Source organism: Streptomyces sp. O3 (assembly GCF_054788135.1).
The window spans coordinates 36,448-52,472 of record NZ_JBTVYK010000013.1; the positions used below are offsets into that span (position 1 = coordinate 36,448).

The 16,025-nt window shown below is 73.0% G+C and carries 14 protein-coding genes; 8 read left to right on the forward strand and 6 right to left on the reverse strand.

Annotated features, from left to right (window positions below; all coding sequences use genetic code 11):
* Positions 1 to 6: 6 nt before the first annotated feature.
* Together ACX6XY_RS08970 and ACX6XY_RS08975 are read right to left on the reverse strand one after the other, a co-directional pair.
* Positions 7 to 1,059 carry an iron-siderophore ABC transporter substrate-binding protein gene (locus tag ACX6XY_RS08970; RefSeq protein WP_460328072.1) on the reverse strand — a complete coding sequence of 351 codons (1,053 nt, stop codon included), beginning with the start codon at positions 1,057 to 1,059 and terminating at the stop codon, positions 7 to 9.
* A gap of 74 nt (positions 1,060 to 1,133) precedes the next feature.
* A complete protein-coding gene (locus ACX6XY_RS08975) occupies positions 1,134 to 2,486 on the reverse strand; it encodes a lysine N(6)-hydroxylase/L-ornithine N(5)-oxygenase family protein (protein ID WP_460328073.1) in 1,353 nt (450 codons plus the stop codon).
* Between the two features lie 131 nt (positions 2,487 to 2,617).
* Between ACX6XY_RS08975 and ACX6XY_RS08980 the strand changes: the two genes are divergently transcribed.
* Positions 2,618 to 3,565: a methionyl-tRNA formyltransferase gene (locus ACX6XY_RS08980; RefSeq protein ID WP_460328074.1), complete on the forward strand. Its 948-nt coding sequence runs from the start codon at positions 2,618 to 2,620 to the stop codon at positions 3,563 to 3,565.
* A 127-nt stretch (positions 3,566 to 3,692) separates the two neighbouring features.
* Positions 3,693 to 4,187, forward strand: coding sequence for a MarR family winged helix-turn-helix transcriptional regulator (locus ACX6XY_RS08985; protein ID WP_460328075.1), 495 nt, complete (start codon positions 3,693 to 3,695; stop codon positions 4,185 to 4,187).
* A 54-nt stretch (positions 4,188 to 4,241) separates the two neighbouring features.
* On the opposite strand, the gene ACX6XY_RS08990 is transcribed toward ACX6XY_RS08985, so the two are convergent.
* Positions 4,242 to 4,970, reverse strand: a complete 729-nt coding sequence (locus tag ACX6XY_RS08990; protein ID WP_460328076.1) for a DUF2470 domain-containing protein — start codon at positions 4,968 to 4,970, stop codon at positions 4,242 to 4,244.
* Between the two features lie 160 nt (positions 4,971 to 5,130).
* Complete coding sequence (locus ACX6XY_RS08995) at positions 5,131 to 6,579, reverse strand: dihydrolipoyl dehydrogenase family protein (RefSeq protein WP_460328077.1); 1,449 nt, start codon at positions 6,577 to 6,579, stop codon at positions 5,131 to 5,133.
* A 159-nt stretch (positions 6,580 to 6,738) separates the two neighbouring features.
* On the opposite strand from ACX6XY_RS08995, the gene ACX6XY_RS09000 reads away from it, so the two are divergent.
* Positions 6,739 to 7,119, forward strand: a complete 381-nt coding sequence (locus ACX6XY_RS09000; RefSeq protein WP_460328078.1) for a thioredoxin family protein — start codon at positions 6,739 to 6,741, stop codon at positions 7,117 to 7,119.
* A 32-nt stretch (positions 7,120 to 7,151) separates the two neighbouring features.
* Here ACX6XY_RS09000 and ACX6XY_RS09005 read toward each other — a convergent pair whose 3' ends face one another.
* Positions 7,152 to 8,351 (reverse strand): thiolase family protein, encoded by a 1,200-nt coding sequence (locus ACX6XY_RS09005; RefSeq protein WP_460328080.1) that lies wholly within the window; start codon positions 8,349 to 8,351, stop codon positions 7,152 to 7,154.
* A gap of 178 nt (positions 8,352 to 8,529) precedes the next feature.
* Positions 8,530 to 9,591: a LacI family DNA-binding transcriptional regulator gene (locus ACX6XY_RS09010; RefSeq protein WP_460328081.1), complete on the reverse strand. Its 1,062-nt coding sequence runs from the start codon at positions 9,589 to 9,591 to the stop codon at positions 8,530 to 8,532.
* A gap of 230 nt (positions 9,592 to 9,821) precedes the next feature.
* On the opposite strand from ACX6XY_RS09010, the gene ACX6XY_RS09015 reads away from it, so the two are divergent.
* From ACX6XY_RS09015 to egtD, 5 genes are all read left to right on the forward strand, one after another.
* Positions 9,822 to 11,279 carry an amidase gene (locus ACX6XY_RS09015; protein ID WP_460328142.1) on the forward strand — a complete coding sequence of 486 codons (1,458 nt, stop codon included), beginning with the start codon at positions 9,822 to 9,824 and terminating at the stop codon, positions 11,277 to 11,279.
* A gap of 264 nt (positions 11,280 to 11,543) precedes the next feature.
* Positions 11,544 to 12,827, forward strand: a complete 1,284-nt coding sequence (egtA, locus tag ACX6XY_RS09020; protein WP_460328082.1) for an ergothioneine biosynthesis glutamate--cysteine ligase EgtA — start codon at positions 11,544 to 11,546, stop codon at positions 12,825 to 12,827.
* Positions 12,824 to 14,176 (forward strand): ergothioneine biosynthesis protein EgtB, encoded by a 1,353-nt coding sequence (gene egtB / locus ACX6XY_RS09025; protein WP_460328083.1) that lies wholly within the window; start codon positions 12,824 to 12,826, stop codon positions 14,174 to 14,176. The genes egtA and egtB overlap by 4 nt, the downstream gene beginning before the upstream one ends.
* Entirely contained in the window at positions 14,176 to 15,036 is an 861-nt protein-coding gene (egtC, locus tag ACX6XY_RS09030) for an ergothioneine biosynthesis protein EgtC (protein ID WP_460328084.1), read from the forward strand. Before egtB ends, egtC begins: the two co-directional genes overlap by 1 nt.
* The gene (gene egtD / locus ACX6XY_RS09035) at positions 15,033 to 15,992 is read left to right on the forward strand and encodes an L-histidine N(alpha)-methyltransferase (protein WP_460328085.1); all 960 of its coding nucleotides are present in this window, start codon (positions 15,033 to 15,035) and stop codon (positions 15,990 to 15,992) included. The genes egtC and egtD overlap by 4 nt, the downstream gene beginning before the upstream one ends.
* Positions 15,993 to 16,025 lie beyond the last annotated feature (33 nt).

Sequence of the window (16,025 nt, forward strand, 5' to 3'; positions counted from 1 at the left end):
GTGCGGTTACTTGTCGGAGTTCAGCAGCGGGTCGATCTCGTCGATCGCGTAGGGAATCGACAGGACCGTGTTGAAGGAGAACGCGGCGCCGACGTCCGGGTCCTGGTAGGGCACGAACAGGTCGCGCTTCTCCTGGTGGACGGCGAGCTTCTTGTACAGCGGCTCGGCCTTGATGCGGTCGTTGGACTCGGTGTTGGAGGTGACCCACACGAGCCGGTCGACGTCGAGCACGTCCAGCTTCTCGGCGCTCAGCTCGGCGACGTTCCAGCCGGGCTTGGCCATGTCGTCGATCTCGGGCTTCAGCTTGAAGCCGAGCTCCTTGAAGAAGATCGACTTGGGGTCGGTCTCAGTGAACGCGGAGTACTTGCCCGCCTCGAAGCTGTCGGCGACGGCCAGGGTCTGCTTCGCGTACTCGGGGTGCTCGTCGCGGACGGCCTTGAACTTCGCGTCGATGTCCGCGATCTTCTTCTCGGCCTCCTTCTCCTTGCCGAGCGCCTTGCCGATCTGCTTGGTCATCGTCTGCCAGGGGGCCCCGTAGTCGGGGTGGTCCTTGGGCTGGGCGACGACCTTGGCGAACTTGGAGAGCGTCTCGTACTGCTCCTTCTTCATGCCCGAGTACTGGGCGATGATCAGATCGGGCTTGAGCTCCGCGATCTTCTCCATGTTGTACTCGTCGCGCTCGCCGACGATCTGCGGCTTGTCGGACCCCCAGAGTTCCTTGGTCCACGGCCACTTGCCGTACGGGTCCTCCTTGAACCAGTCCACCGCGCCGACCGGCTTGACGCCGAGCGCGAGCACCGCGTCCTGGTCGGACAGACCGAGGGTGACGACCCGCTTCGGCTCCTTCTCGATCTTGGTGCTGCCGTACTTGTGCTCGACGGTGACCGGGAAGGCTCCGGACTCGGCGGCGGCGGTGGCCTTGCCCTCCGACTTGGTGTCGGTGTCCTTGTCGTCGGAGCCGCCGCACGAGGTCAGGGCGAGCGCGGCGGCGACGGCGGTGGCCGCGACGGGGAGCTTCCTACCGAATCTCGGCAGTGCGGAGCGTGAACCAGCGGACACGGTTGTTCCTTTCACAGGGGTTTCACTGAGCGGGGTGGAGCTTATGGGGAGGAGGGAGAGCGGTGCGCGCCGGGCTACAGCGGGGTGCTGATCTCGTCGGCGGCGCTCTCGGAGTGCGCCGGGGCGGGCTGCCGCCCCCGGTCCACGATGGACTCCAGGATGTCGCCGACCCTGATCGCGGTGTTCGACAGCAGCGACGACGTGATGCCGTGGGTGTGCTCGGTGCCGCCCTGGAGGTAGATGCCGCAGCGCAGTTCGGCGTCGGTGGCGACGCGGTAGTCGCGCTCGACGCGGACCCGCCCCTGGTCGTCACGGTGGCAGCGGTCCGCGACGTCGCCGAGCAGTCCGAGGGCGTCCGGGGACCGGTAGCCGGTGGCGTAGACGACCACGTCGGCGTCCAGCGGGGTGCGTTCTCCGGTGACCAGGGACTCGACGGTGGCGCGCACCTTGTCCGGGGTCTCGACGACGTCGGTCAGCCGGGACACGTTGAGGAACCTCAGCCGCTCGCTGCCCAGGACCTTCTCGCGGTACGCCTGGCGGTACAGGTCGTCGATCAGGTCGATGTCCACCACGGCGTAGTTGGTGTTGCCGTGGTAGTCCATGAGCTTGCGCTTGATCTCGTCGGGGGCGGTGAAGTAGTCGTCCACCGCGTCCGGGTCGAAGATCCGGTTGGCGAAGCTGCTGTCGTCGGCGGGGCTGTATCCGTACCGGGAGAATACGGCACAAACCTCTGCGTCGGGGAAGCGGCGGCGCAGATACGCCACGTTCTCGGCGGCGCTCTGCCCGGCGCCGACCACGACGAAGCGGGACGGGTCGGAACCGTCCAGTTCGTCCACGCGGGCCAGCAGTTCGGAGTTGTGCCAGATCCGGTCCGTACGCTCGACGCCTTCCGGCATCCGCGGCTGCAGGCCGGTGCCGATGACCAGGTTGCGGGCCCGGTGGACTACCGTCTCCGCCCCGGAGCGGGCCGTGACGTCCACGTACTCGACCACGCCGTCGCGGACGACCGGCCGCACGGCGACGACCTCGTGCCCGTAGGACACCATGTCGTCCACCTGGGCGGCGGCCCACTCGAAGTAGTCGTGGAACTCGACCCGGAGCGGGAAGAGGTTCTTGCCGTTGACGAAGTCGACCAGCCGCCCCTTGGCCTGGAGGTAGCAGAGGAAGCTGAACTCGCTGGACGGGTTGCGCAGCGTCACCAGGTCCTTGAGGAAGGAGACCTGCATCGTGGCGTCGTCGATGAGCATGCCGCGGTGCCAGCCGAAACACGGTTGCCGCTCGAAGAAGTGAGCGGTGACCGCCTCCTGCCTGCCGACGCGGGCGTTGTGCTCGCTGAGCGCTATCGCCATGGCCACATTGGACGGGCCGAAGCCAATCCCGATGAGGTCGTGGATCGGTGGTGCGTCGTCAGGAAGAGCCTGTGACATGTCACTCCCATCTGCGGGGCGGGCGGAACTTAGGGAAAGCTAACCTAATTCAGCCACGCTGTCGAGGTTGCGAACTTAGGCTAGCCTTGCTTTACTAATCGCTCCCCGTCGTCGCCCTGAGGAGGAACCCCATGCGGGTCGTCATGTTCGGTTATCAGACCTGGGGGCACCGCACCCTGCGCGCTCTCCTGGACTCCGAGCACGACGTGGTGACGGTCGTGACGCATCCCAAGAGCGAGCACGCGTACGAGAAGATCTGGAGCGACTCGGTCGCCGACCTGGCCGAGGAGCACGGCGTACCGGTCCTGATCCGCAACCGCCCCGACGACGAGGAGCTGTTCACGCGGCTCAAGGAAGCGGATCCGGACATCATCGTCGCCAACAACTGGCGGACCTGGATCCCCCCGCGCATCTTCGGTCTCCCCCGGCACGGCACGCTGAACGTGCACGACTCGCTGCTGCCCAAGTACGCGGGCTTCTCGCCGCTGATCTGGGCCCTGATCAACGGCGAGCCCGAAGTGGGCGTCACCGCGCACATGATGGACGACGAGCTCGACGCGGGCGACATCGTGATGCAGCAGGCGGTCACGGTCGGGCCGAGGGACACCGCCACCGACCTCTTCCACAAGACGGTCGACCTGATCGCCCCGGTCACCACCGGCGCGCTCGGCCTCATCGCGTCCGGGAAGGCCGAGTTCACCCCGCAGGACCGGTCCCAGGCGACCTTCTTCCACAAGCGGTCCGCCGAGGACATCCGCATCGACTGGAACTGGCCCGCGGCGGACCTCGACCGTCTGGTGCGCGCCCAGTCCGCCCCGTACCCGAGCGCCTTCACTTATCACAAGGGCAAGCGCCTGGAGGTCGTGTCGGCGGTGGTGTCGCAGGGCCGCTACGGCGGCACGCCGGGACGGATCTTCTACCGGGAGGGCGAGGGCGTGGTGATCGTCGCCGGAGCCGACGCCCGCACCGGCCGGAACCACGGCCTGGCCATCACGCGGGTGCGCACCGAGGAGGGCGAGGAGATGCCCGCGACCGACTACTTCACGTCGATGGGCGGCTACCTCACCAGCCGCGCCTGACTCCTGACGTGTGAAGTTCCGCTGTACGCCGCCGCGCCGGTCATGTGATCCGCGCGGCGGCGCTCCTTTCCGCACCCGTGGACGCGCGAACGCCCCGACCGGGGCCGACCGGACCGGAGGACACGCGATGGACACACAGGACGCACAGGACGCACAGGATGTTCAGGATGCACGGGACGCACGGGACGCACGGGACGCACGGGGCATACTCGGCCTCAACGCGTACCTCATGTACGCCGCGGGCAAGGACGCGCGCCGCAGGCTCACAGAGCGGCTGCGGGCCCGCGGACTGCGGCTGTGGCATCTGACCGTGCTGGACCTGCTGGCCTCGCTCGGCCAGCAGTCCAAAGGGGAGTTGGCGGCCCGGCTGGATATGAACCCCAGCGATCTGGTCAAAATCGTGAACGACCTGGAGAAGGCGGGCTGTGTCAGCTGTACGCGCGACACGGCCGACCGCCGCCGTATCGAGGTCGCGCTGACGCCGGACGGGCGGCACGCCCTGGCCTCCCTCAACTCGGACATCTCCAGCGTCGACGACGACCTGCTGGCTCCGCTCAGCATCGCGGAGCGCGCTCAACTCGGCTCTCTGCTACGCCGCTTGCACGCGCGCCCCGCCCGCTGACGGCCCCCGCGGCGCAGGGCTCCGCCGCCCCTCACGCCCCCCCCGCCGCGCCTCCTAGCCGCCGCAGCCGCCGCGCCGCTCGCAGCAGGAGCTCGCGGCGATGAGCAGTTCCTGGACCCGGTCTCCGGCTTCCAGCACGGTGTCCAGCGGGGCGGAGAAGGGCAGCCGTACATCGTCGTACGCGTCGGAGCGCTCCAGGCGCAGCGTCACCCCGTACCGGTCGAGGGCCAGCGGGAGCACTCGCCGCGCCCCTCCCAGCAGCCGCGGGTCCACCAGTTGGGCGAGATGGGCCACGACATCGCCGTGCCCGTCGACGAGATGGGTGAGCATGTCGGCCTCGTAGGCGGCCAGCGGATCGGCGTCGCCCAGGGTGAGTTCGTCGAGTCCGACGGTCACCGCGCCCTCGGCCGTTTCGAGTTCGGCGTGCGCGACGTCGCAGCGCAGCTCGACGCCGGACTCCCCGGAGCTCCCGTCGGCCGGGGTGAGCCAGCCGGTGAGCAGCACGCGGGCGCGCACTCGGTCGCGTACGGCGGTGGGCGCGATGTCGGTGAACTTCAGTACGGCGGCCACGATCCCGCGCGGCGCGAGGGCGACCTCGGCGGCCAGCGCGCAGTCGTCCGGCACGCGCAGCAGCAGCCGCCCCCGGTCGTCCAGGGTGTGCACACCCGCCAGCTCACTGGAGCACCGGTCCGTGACCACCGTCAGCGATCCGGCGGCGGCCACGACCGTCCTGACTCGCTCGCCACTGGTCGGCCGGGCCGCGCGCGTGTCTGCTGCATTCATCCGAGCACCCCTCCAGGTTAAGTAAGGCTTACCTAACTTACTTTCCCGTGGATCTCGCTGTCCAGCCCGCGACTCGTCCGGCCCCGTCAGCCTCGGCAGGTCTCCGCCCCGTCAGCCTCGGCAGGTCTCCGCCCCGTCCGCCTCAGCAGGTCTCGCCTCGTCAGCCCCGATAGGTCTCCAGGAGTCTCAGCCAGACCTCGCTCAGCGTCGGGAACGCGGGGACCGCGTGCCAGAGGCGGTCGATCGGCACCTCACCGCTGACCGCGACCGTCGCCGCGTGCAGCAGCTCGCCGACGCCGGGGCCGACGAAGGTCGCGCCGCGCAGGATCTCCCGGTCGAGGTCCACCACCATCCGGGCCCGCCCCCGGTAGCCGCGCGCGTACAGGCCCGCGCCCGCCACCGCGCCCAGGTCGTAGTCGACGGCGCGGACCCGGTGCCCCGCCGCCTCGGCCTCGGCGAGCGACAGACCGACGGCCGCCGCCTCGGGGTCGGTGAAGACCACCTGGGGCACGGCGGCGTGGTCGGCGGTCGCGGCATGCGCGCCCCACGCGTCGGACTCCAGGAGGGGCACGCCCTGGGCGCGCGCCGCGATCGCGGCTCCGGCGATCCGGGCCTGGTACTTGCCCTGGTGGGTGAGGAGCGCCCGGTGGTTGACGTCGCCCACGGCGTACAGCCAGCTGCTGCCCTCGACCCGGCAGCTGTCGTCGACGGTGAGCCAGGCGCCCGGCGTGAGGCCGACGGTGTCCAGGCCGATGCCGTCCGTACGCGGTGCGCGCCCGGTGGCGAACAGCACCTCGTCGGCCTCGACCAGGTCGCCGCCCTCCAGCGTGAGCGTGACGGTGTCCGACTGGCGCGCCACCGACGTCACGGAGGTCCCGGTCCGTACGTCCGCGCCCGCGTCGCGCAGCGCGTCGGCGACCAGCTCCCCGGCGAACGGCTCCATCCGGGGCAGCAGGCGCGGGCCGCGGGCCAGCAGGGTCACCCGCGAGCCGAGCGCCTGCCAGGCGGTGGCCATCTCGGCGCCGACGACCCCGCCGCCGACCACCGCGAGCCGCCCCGGCACGTGGTGCGCGCTGGTCGCCTCGCGGCTCGTCCAGACCTTGGCGCCCTTGACGCCCGGCAGGTCGGGCACCACGGCGCTGCTGCCGGTGCACACGGCGACCGCGTGCCGGGCCTCGAGCGCGTGGTGGTCGCCCTCCGGGCTGGTGACCGCGATCTGCCGGGGTCCGGTGATCCGGCCGTGGCCGCGGTAGATCCGTACGCCGACGGAGTCCAGCCAGCCCGCCTGGCCGTCGTCCTTCCAGTGCGCGGCCGCCTGGTCCCGGTGGGCGAGTACCGCGGCCGCGTCCAGCGGCGCCCGCGCGGCCTCCTCCAGGCCCGGCACCGCACGGACGTCCGCACGGGCGATGGCCGGGCGCAGCAGCGCCTTGCTCGGCATGCAGGCCCAGTACGAGCACTCGCCGCCGATCAGCTCGCTCTCGACGACGGCCGTGCTCAGACCGGCGGCGCGGGTGCGGTCGGCGACGTTCTCGCCCACGGGGCCCGCGCCCATGACGATGACGTCGTAGGTGGCGGCTGGTGCGTGTTCCTGTCCGTGTCGCTGTCCCATATCAGCCAGTCTTCCCGTAGGTGTGCGCCACGGCCACAGGGGGCAGCCGGACCAGTGGCCCGGAAACAGCGCCCCGGAACAGCGACCCGGAATAGCGGATCCGCCGCCGGGGTTGTGCGGGCGCCTACGACGACGTCGCCCGGAAGAGGTAGGAGAGCAGTGAGCACCCAGGAACTCACCAAGGACAACTTTGACGCGATCGTGTCGGAGAACGACTTCGTCATGATCGACTTCTGGGCGGAGTGGTGCGGCCCGTGCCGCCAGTTCGGTCCGGTCTACGAGGGCGCGTCCGAGCGCCACCCCGACCTGGTCTTCGGCAAGGTCGACACGGAGGCGCAGCCGGAGCTGGCCCAGGCCTTCGGCGTCCAGTCGATCCCGACGCTGGCGATCATCAGGGACCAGGTCGCGATCTTCGCCGAGCCCGGTGCGCTGCCGGAGTCGGCGCTTGAGGACGTGATCGCGCAGGCCCGGAACGTGGACATGGACGAGGTCCGCGAGCGCATCGCCGCCGCACAGGAGAAGGAGCAGGGCAAGGAGTAGGGCAGGAGCAGGGGGAGAGACTCGGCGCGCCCTCAGCGTTCCAGTACGAGGGCGAGCCCCTGGCCGACGCCGATGCAGAGCGCGGCGAGACCTGTACCCGAGCCCGCCGCGGCCAGCTGGTGGGCGACCGACCCGGCGAGCCTGGCCCCCGACGCGCCGAGCGGGTGGCCGAGCGCGAGCGCGCCCCCGCGCGGGTTCACCACGGACGGGTCCAGGTCCGGCCACGCGGCGAGGCAGCCGAGCGCCTGGGCGGCGAAGGCCTCGTTCAGCTCGAAGGCGGTCAGCTCGCCGAAGGACCGCCCGGCCTTGGCCAGGGCTCGCTGTACGGCGTCGACCGGGCCGAGGCCGAAGAGCTGCGGCTCGATGCCGGTGACGGCGGAGGCGCTCACGCGGGCCAGCGGCTCGCGGCCGGTGGCGCGCAGGCCCTCCTCGTCGACGAGGAGCAGCGCGGCGGCGCCGTCGTTCAGGGGCGAGGAGTTGCCGGGGGTGACGGTGCCGCCGTCCGTGCGGAAGGCGGGCTTCAGGCGGGCGAGCGCGGCCAGGTCGGTGTTCTCGCGGACGCACTCGTCGCGGGCCGGTTCGCTGCCGTCGTACGGGACGACCTCGCCGTCGTAGCGGCCTTCCGCCCAGGATTTGGCGGCCTTCTGATGGCTGGCGAGGGCGAAGGCGTCCTGCTGTTCGCGGGTGATGCCGTGCTTGTCGGCGATCAGCTCGGCGCCCTCGCCGAGCGAGACGGTCCACTCCGCGGGCATCCTGGGGTTGACCATGCGCCAGCCGAGAGTGCTGGAGTGCAGTTGCTGATGGCCCGCCGGGAAGGCGCGTTCGGGCTTCTGGAGGACCCAGGGGGCGCGGGACATGGACTCGACGCCGCCCGCGACGGCGACCGACGCGTCACCGAGCGCGATGGCGCGGGCCGCCTGGATCACCGCCTCAAGGCCTGAGCCGCAAAGGCGGTTGACGGTCACGCCGGGCACCGAGACGGGCAGTCCGGCCAGCAGGACGGCCATCCGGGCCACGTCGCGGTTGTCCTCGCCCGCGCCGTTGGCGTCGCCGAACACGACGTCGTCGATGCGGGCGGGGTCCAGCTCCGGGGTGCGGTCGACGAGGGCGCGGACGACGTGCGCGGCGAGGTCGTCGGGGCGTACCGAGGCGAGGCCGCCGCCGAACTTGCCGATCGGGGTGCGGACGGCGTCGACGACGTAGACGTCGCGCACGCGGGGGCTGGTGCTCATCCTGCGGGCTCCTGGCGGTTGTCGGACGGCTAGGGTCTGGCCCTGGGTCGAGTCTCTGGGTGCGGACGGTGCGTGTCAACGGCCGGTTGATCTCCCCGTATCGGGCCGGGATCCGGGCGATCCAGGGCCGGGATCCGGGGCTGAGGTTCGCGTCTCAGCTGGAGCCGAGGTGCGCGTCTCAGCTGGACTCGCGCGCGACGAGGCTCGTCGTCAGCACGGGGTGCGTCCGCGGCGGGCCGCCCGGATCCCGTACCGCCCGGTCCACCAGTTCGGCGAGGCGCTCGCCGGAGAGCAGGTCCAGCCGGACCGTCGACAGCCGCGGCCGCAGCAGACGGGCGAGCAGCAGATCGTCCGCGCCGATCACCGCCGTGTCGGCCGGTACGGCGATCCCCTCGTCCTGCAACGCCCGTGTCAGCAGCATCGCGTACTCGTCGTTGTAGGCGAACACCGCGTCCAGGCCCAGCCCCCGCCAGCGCGCCGCGAGCGCCGCCGCCGACCGCTCCGTGTAGCCGAGCCGCAGCGGCGAGACCCGCGCCTCGGTGCCCGCGACGGCCTGGCGTACGCCGTCCAGCCGGGGCCCCGACAGCGTGCCCAGGCCCGGTTCTTCGGGGATCACCACGCCGATCCGGCGGCGGCCGCGCGCCAGCAGGTGCGCCCCCGCGCGCTGGCCGATCTCGCGCTGGTCCATCAGCAGCGCGTGCGCGCCGTCCACCCGCTCGGGGCCGAGGGTCAGCACGGCCCTGGTGCCGGAGCGCTTGAGCAGGTTCACGCCACGCGGCGTGAGCTGCCCCGTGCCCGGCGCCAGGACGGCGACGGGGCGCAGTTCGGCCCAGGCGCGGGCGGCCTCGTCGCCGCGCATGCCGACGCTGCCGTGGTGGACGACGGTGTAGTCCAGGCGGCGCAGCGCCCAGTGGAGTTCGCTGATGAAGTGGCCGTACCGCGGCCCGACGGGGGCCTCCGGCGTGGGCATCAGCACCATCCGGCTGTGCCCGGCGCGCAGACTGCGGGCGGCGGCGTGCGGGACGTAGCCGAGTTCCTCGGCGGCGTCGCGGACGCGGCGGCGGGTGGGCTCGCTGATCCGCACGGCCTCGGTGTTGTTCAGGACGTACGACACGGTCGCGCGCGAGACACCGGCGAGACGGGCCACGTCGGCGCTGGTCGGCACGGGGCCCGGCGCGGGCGGCCGCGGCGCGGGCCGCCGCGCGGACGGCTGCGGTGTCTGCTTCGGTATCTGCGCCATGACGTCTCGCATCCTCGCAGACGGCGGCGGCCGCGCACCGGACCGGGGCCGTTTCCACGACGGAATCCGAAGCACGCCGCAGGCGGCGCGCCCTCGGCGTACCGCGGCGCGCCGTCGGCGTACCGCGGCGCGCCGTCGGCCGCTACCGTGCGTGCCACCGTGCGCGCGCCCGAACTGGCGTGCGTGGACGCGAACCGGCCCCCGGGTGAGAGGTGTTCCGTATGACCCCCGTGACTCCCGACCGCGCGGCGGGCCTCGCCGCGACCGCCAGGGCGCTGGCCGACGGCACGACCTCGTCCCGGATCTTGGTCGAGGAGGCGCTGGCCCGGATCGAGGCCTCGCAGCCCACGCTGAACGCCTTCCGGCGGGTGCGTACGGATGCGGCGCTCGCGGAGGCCGACGCGGCGGACCGGCGGCTGGCCGCGGGCGAGCGGAAGCCCCTGCTCGGGGTGCCGGTCGCGGTGAAGGACGACCTGGACGTGGCGGGCGAGCCCACCGCGTTCGGCTGTCGCGGCGACTTCCCGCCCCAGCGCGAGGACGCCGAGGCGGTCCGCAGGCTCCGCGCGGCCGGAGCCGTGATCGTCGGCAAGGCCAACTCCTGTGAGCTGGGACAGTGGCCGTTCACCGAGGGCCCGGCCTTCGGCGACACCCGCAACCCGTGGAACACCGGGCACACGCCCGGCGGTTCGTCGGGCGGCTCGGCGGCGGCGGTCGCGGCGGGCCTGGTGGCGGCGGCGCTCGGCTCCGACGGCGCCGGGTCGGTGCGGATACCCGCGTCCTGGACCCATCTGGTGGGCGTCAAGCCACAGCGCGGCCGGATCTCGACCTGGCCGCACCCGGAGGCGTTCCAGGGCATCACGGTGAACGGTCCGCTGGCCAGAAGCGTCGAGGACGCGGCGCTGCTGCTCGACTGCGCGAGCGGAAGCCACCCCGGCGACCTGCACCGGCCGCCCGCCCTGCGGCTCGGCGACGCGGTGGGCCGCGATCCCGGACGGCTGCGGATCGCGCTCTCGCTGCGGCCGCCGTTCACGGCGACGCGAGCGCGCCTGGACCCCCGAGTCCGGGCCGCCGTGCTGCGGCTCGCGGACCGGCTGGCCGCGCTCGGCCACGAGGTCGACGAGGCCGATCCGCGCTACGGGCAGATCGGCCTGGCGTTCGTGCCGCGCGCCACCGCGGGCATCGCCGAGTGGGCCGCGCGGGTGCCCGACCCCTCGCTGCTCGACCCGCGCACCAGGCAGGCGGCCAGGCTCGGCCGGACGCTCGGCGGGGCGCCGCTGCGGCTGGCCCGCGGGGCCGAGGCGGCGCTGCACCGGCGGGTCGGCGCGCTGTTCCGTACGTACGACGTGGTCCTCGCCCCGACCACGGCCGCTCCCCCGCCGCGGATCGGCGCGTTCGAGGGCCTGAGCGGCTGGCGTACCGACCAGGCGATGATCGCCGCCTGCCCGTACGCCTGGCCGTGGAACGTGCTCGGCTGGCCGGGCGTCAGCGTGCCCGCGGGGTTCACGCCGGGCGGGCTGCCGGTGGGGGCGCAGCTGCTGGGCCCCGCGAACTGCGAGCCGCTGCTGATATCGCTGGCCGCGCAGCTGGAAGCGGACCAGCGGTGGTACGAGCGCTGGCCTACGCCAGGCGCGGCCGACACGCCGGGCCCTCCGGACGCGCCAGGCGAAAGGGACGCACGCACGGCATAGTTCACCGCCCGGTACTGATCGCCGCGCGAGAACGACCGGGACTGGTTACCGTTGGGCAGTGGACCGCGGGACCGCGGGACCGCGCCGGGCGCGACCTCGGTGTCCTCGGTGTCGGGTGGCGCGGAACAATTCCGGTGCGCCCGAGGCGGTCTTGTGTGAAGCTTCCCGAACGTCTTGGGTGGACGAGGCGTGCGTCGGTGCGGGTCACCCGTGTCCCGTCCCGTCGGCGTGCTCTCCGCTGGTCTTCGGAAGGAGCGTTCGGCCATGACAGAGGCCGACTGCACGGAGCGTCACCGAAAGGTGAGCGAGGGCGAGGCACAGACGCTGGTCCACGGGATCTGCTTCAAGACCGGCCCCCCTCGCACTCTCGGCGTCGAACTGGAATGGCTCGTCCACGAGCTGCGGGAACCGCGGCTCCCCGTATCACCCGACCGACGCGCCGCGGCCTACGACGCGGTACGCGCCCTCCCCCTCGGTTCGGCCCTCACGGTCGAACCCGGCGGCCAGTTGGAGCTCAGCTCACTGCCCGCCGCGTCCCCCGCCCAGTGCCTCGCCGCCGTCACCGCCGATCTGGAGCGGGTACGCGCCGCGCTCGGCAGCTTCGGGCTCGGCCTCACCGGCGCCGGGCAGGACCCCTGGCACCCCCCGCGCCGTCTGCTGCGCGAACCGCGGTACGAGGCGATGGAGACCTGCCTCGACCGCACGGGCCCCGCGGGCCGCGCCATGATGTGCTCCACGGCCTCCGTGCAGGTCTGTGTGGACGCGGGCTTCGAGGAGCCGGGGCCGCGCGGCCACGCGCGGCGCTGGCGGCTCGCGCATCTGCTGGGCGCGGTGCTGGTGGCGGCGTTCGCCAACTCGCCGCTGGACAACGGGCGTCCCACCGGCTGGCGGTCGACCCGGCAGGCCGTGTGGGCGGCGATCGAGCCGGGCCGGTCGGCGGCCCCGCCGCTGGACGACGAGCCCAGGTCCGCGTGGACCCGGCACGCGCTGGACGCGCCGGTGATGTGCGTGCGCACGCCCGAGGCCCCGTGGCCGGTGCCACGGGGGCTGACGTTCCGCGACTGGCTGCGCGGCGCGCTGCCGCGGCCGCCGACCCGCGCCGATCTCGACTACCACCTCACCACCCTGTTCCCGCCCGTGCGGCCACGCGGACATCTCGAACTCCGCATGATCGACGCCCAGCCCGGCGACGACGGCTGGGTGGTGCCGCTCGCGGTCGTGGACGCGCTGTTCGACGACCCCGAGGCGACCGAGCACGCCTACCGCGTCGTCAAGCCCCTGGCGGAGCGCGCCACCGCCGCCGGGGACTCGACGGTCACCGCGCCGCGCGACGCGCTGTGGCTGGACGCGGCGCGCCACGGCCTGGCCGACCCCGAGCTGCGCGACGCCGCCGCGGGCTGCTTCACGGCGGCCCTGGACGCCCTGCCCAGGCGCGGCGTCCCGGCGTCCGTGCGGGACGCCGTCGGGGCGTTCCAGGAGCGCTATGTGGAACGGGGGCGCTGCCCCGCCGACGATCTGCTGGACCGAGCATCCGGGAGGCAACCGTGACCACCGCTTTCGAGAGCCCGGCGCACCCCGAGGCGCTGCGCGCGGGCGCCGTCGCCGCGCTCAACACCGCCCGCGACCGTACCGACCTGCTGACCGGCTGCGTGGAGGACGACCAGCTCACCGCGCAGCACTCGCCGTTGATGTCACCGCTGGTATGGGACCTGGCGCATATCGGCAACCAGGAGGAGCAGTGGCTGCTGCGCGCCGTCGCCGGGCGGGAGCCGATGCGCCCGGAGATCGACTCGATCTACGACGCCTTCGAGCACCCGCGCGCCGAGCGCCCCACGCTGCCGCTGCTGCCGCCGGACGAGGCCAGGCGGTACGCGGCGGAGGTCCGGGGCCGGGTGCTGGACCTGCTGGAGCACACCGAGCTGGAGGGGACCGGGCTGCTTGAGGCGGGCTTCGCCTTCGGCATGATCGCCCAGCATGAGCAGCAGCACGACGAGACGATGCTCATCACCCACCAGCTGCGCCGCGGCCCCGCCGCGCTGACCGCCCCCGACCCCGACCCCGCACCAGCGTCCGCGGAGAGCGCGCTGCCGCGCGAAGTCCTGGTTCCCGGCGGCCCGTTCACGATGGGCACATCGGCCGAGCCGTGGTCGCTGGACAACGAGCGCCCGGCGCACCGCCGCGACGTGGCCCCGTACTGGATCGACACCACCCCGGTGACCTGTGCCGCGTACCTGGAGTTCATGGCCGACGGCGGGTACGCGCGGGAGCGCTGGTGGGATCCGGCGGGCTGGGAGCTGATCCGGCGGCAGGGCGTCCAGGCCCCGCTGTTCTGGCGTCGCGAGGGCGGGCAGTGGCTGCGCCGCCGGTTCGGCACAACCGAGCCGGTGCCGCCGAACGAGCCGGTGCTGCACGTGAGTTGGTACGAGGCCGACGCCTACGCCCGCTGGGCTGGGCGGCGGCTGCCCACCGAGGCGGAGTGGGAGAAGGCGGCCCGGCACGACCCTGCGACGGGCCGTTCGCTGCGCTACCCGTGGGGCGACACGGACCCGACGCCCGAGCGGGCCAACCTGGGCCAGCGGCATCTGCGTCCGGCGCCCGTGGGCAGCTATCCGCGGGGCGCGTCACCGCTCGGCGTACGCCAGTTGATCGGCGACGTCTGGGAGTGGACGGCGAGCGACTTCCTGCCCTATCCAGGGTTCGCCGCGTACCCGTACCGGGAGTACTCGGAGGTGTTCTTCGGCCCCGACCACAAGGTGCTGCGCGGCGGCTCCTTCGCGGTCGACCCGGTGGCCTGCCGTGGCACGTTCCGCAACTGGGACTATCCGGTCCGGCGGCAGATCTTCTCCGGTTTCCGCACCGCGCGGGACGCGGAACCGGCGACGGGAGGGCACAGCTGATGTGCCGTCACCTCGCTTATCTCGGCCCGCCGACGCCGCTCGGCGAGCTCCTGGTGCGGCCGCCGCACAGCCTGTACCGGCAGTCCTGGGCGCCGCGCGGGCAGCGGCACGGGACGGTCAACGCCGACGGGTTCGGCGTCGGCTGGTACGCCGAAGGCGACCCGGCGCCCGCCAGGTACCGCAGGGCTGGTCCGGTGTGGGCCGACGCCTCGTTCGCCGACCTGGCCCGTGTGGTGTCCAGCGGGGCCGTGCTCGCCGCGGTGCGGGACGCGACCGTGGCGAGCCCGGACGGCGAGGCGGCGGCCGCGCCGTTCGCCTCGGGCCGCTGGCTGTTCAGCCACAACGGCGCGGTGTCCGGCTGGCCGCGCTCGCTGGCCGCCGTCGCGGCCGCGCTGCCGCCCGAGCGGCTGCTCGCGCTGGAGGCCCGCTGTGACGCGGCCCTGGTCTGGGAGCTGGTGCTGCACCGGCTGCGGGCCGCCACCGAGACCGATGCCGGCGCCGGTATCAGTGCCGGTGCTGAGACCGGGACCGGCGCCGGGCAGGCCCTGGCCGACACGGTCCGGGACGTCGCGGCCGCCGCGCCGGGTTCGCGGCTCAACCTCCTGCTGACCGACGGCGCGTCGATCGCCGCCACCGCCTGGGGCGACAGTCTCTGGTATCTGCGCACTCCGGGCCACAGCACCGTCGTGGCGTCGGAACCGTACGACGACGACCCGCGCTGGCGCGAGGTCCCCGACCGCACCCTGCTGGCCGCTGACCTGTCCGGCGTACTGCTGACACCGCTCAAGGAAGCCGCCGCGGCGCCCGAAGAACCCTGCGAGACCGCCCTGCCCGTACCCACCAAGGAGCCCTTGGCGTGAGTCCGTTCCACCTCACCCGCACCCTGCCCGACGACGCCACCGACGCCGCGCTGCGCGCCGATGTGCTGCACGGACTGACCCAGGACCCCAAGACGCTGCCGCCCAAGTGGTTCTACGACGCCCAGGGCAGCGAGCTGTTCGAGCAGATCACCGCACTGCCCGAGTACTACCCGACGCGCGCCGAGCGGGAGATCCTGCGCGACCGCGCACCGGAGATCGCCGCCGTGTCCGGAGCCCGCACCCTGGTCGAGCTGGGCTCAGGCTCGTCCGAGAAGACCCGGCACCTGCTGGACGCGCTGCCCGCCCTGGACGCCTATGTGCCGGTCGACGTCAGCGCCAGCGCCCTGGAACAGGCCGGGCGAGCCCTGGCCGCCGAGCGTCCGGGGCTCGACGTGCACGCCCTGATCGCGGACTTCACCCACGGTCTTGAGCTGCCGCGGACGCCGGGGCCCCGGCTCGTGGTGTTCCTCGGGGGGACGATCGGCAATCTGCTGCCCGACGAGCGGGCCGCGTTCCTGGCGTCGGTACGGGACCTGCTCGACCCTGGTGACACGCTGCTGCTCGGCACCGACCTGGTCAAGGACGAGACACGGCTGGTCGCCGCGTACGACGACGCGGCCGGGGTGACCGCCGCGTTCAACAAGAACGTCCTGAGGGTCGTCAACCGGGAACTGGGGGCCGACTTCGACCTCGACGCCTTCGACCATGTCGCACGCTGGGACGCCGACCGGGAGTGGATCGAGATGCGGCTGCGGGCGCGCAGGGCCCTGTCGGTGAAGGTGCCCGCGCTGGATCTCGCGGTCGACTTCGCCGCGGGCGAGGAGCTGCGTACGGAGGTGTCGGCGAAGTTCCGCGAGGAGCGGGTCCGGGCCGAGCTCACCGCCGCGGGTCTGGAACCCGTGCGGTGGTGGACGGACGCGGCGGGCAGGTTCGCCCTGTCGCTCGCCCGCGGCTGACGCCTGCCGACTGCCGCCTGCCGCCTGCTGTCT

Coding starts and splice junctions, on each gene's coding strand:
- ACX6XY_RS08975 (WP_460328073.1), bottom strand. CDS start 2,486: ATGTCACAGGCTCTTCCTGACGACGCACCACCGATCCACGACCTCATC.
- ACX6XY_RS08980 (WP_460328074.1), top strand. CDS start 2,618: ATGCGGGTCGTCATGTTCGGTTATCAGACCTGGGGGCACCGCACCCTG.
- ACX6XY_RS08985 (WP_460328075.1), top strand. CDS start 3,693: ATGGACACACAGGACGCACAGGACGCACAGGATGTTCAGGATGCACGG.
- ACX6XY_RS08990 (WP_460328076.1), bottom strand. CDS start 4,970: ATGAATGCAGCAGACACGCGCGCGGCCCGGCCGACCAGTGGCGAGCGA.
- ACX6XY_RS08995 (WP_460328077.1), bottom strand. CDS start 6,579: ATGGGACAGCGACACGGACAGGAACACGCACCAGCCGCCACCTACGAC.
- ACX6XY_RS09005 (WP_460328080.1), bottom strand. CDS start 8,351: ATGAGCACCAGCCCCCGCGTGCGCGACGTCTACGTCGTCGACGCCGTC.
- ACX6XY_RS09010 (WP_460328081.1), bottom strand. CDS start 9,591: ATGGCGCAGATACCGAAGCAGACACCGCAGCCGTCCGCGCGGCGGCCC.
- egtA (WP_460328082.1), top strand. CDS start 11,544: ATGACAGAGGCCGACTGCACGGAGCGTCACCGAAAGGTGAGCGAGGGC.
- egtC (WP_460328084.1), top strand. CDS start 14,176: ATGTGCCGTCACCTCGCTTATCTCGGCCCGCCGACGCCGCTCGGCGAG.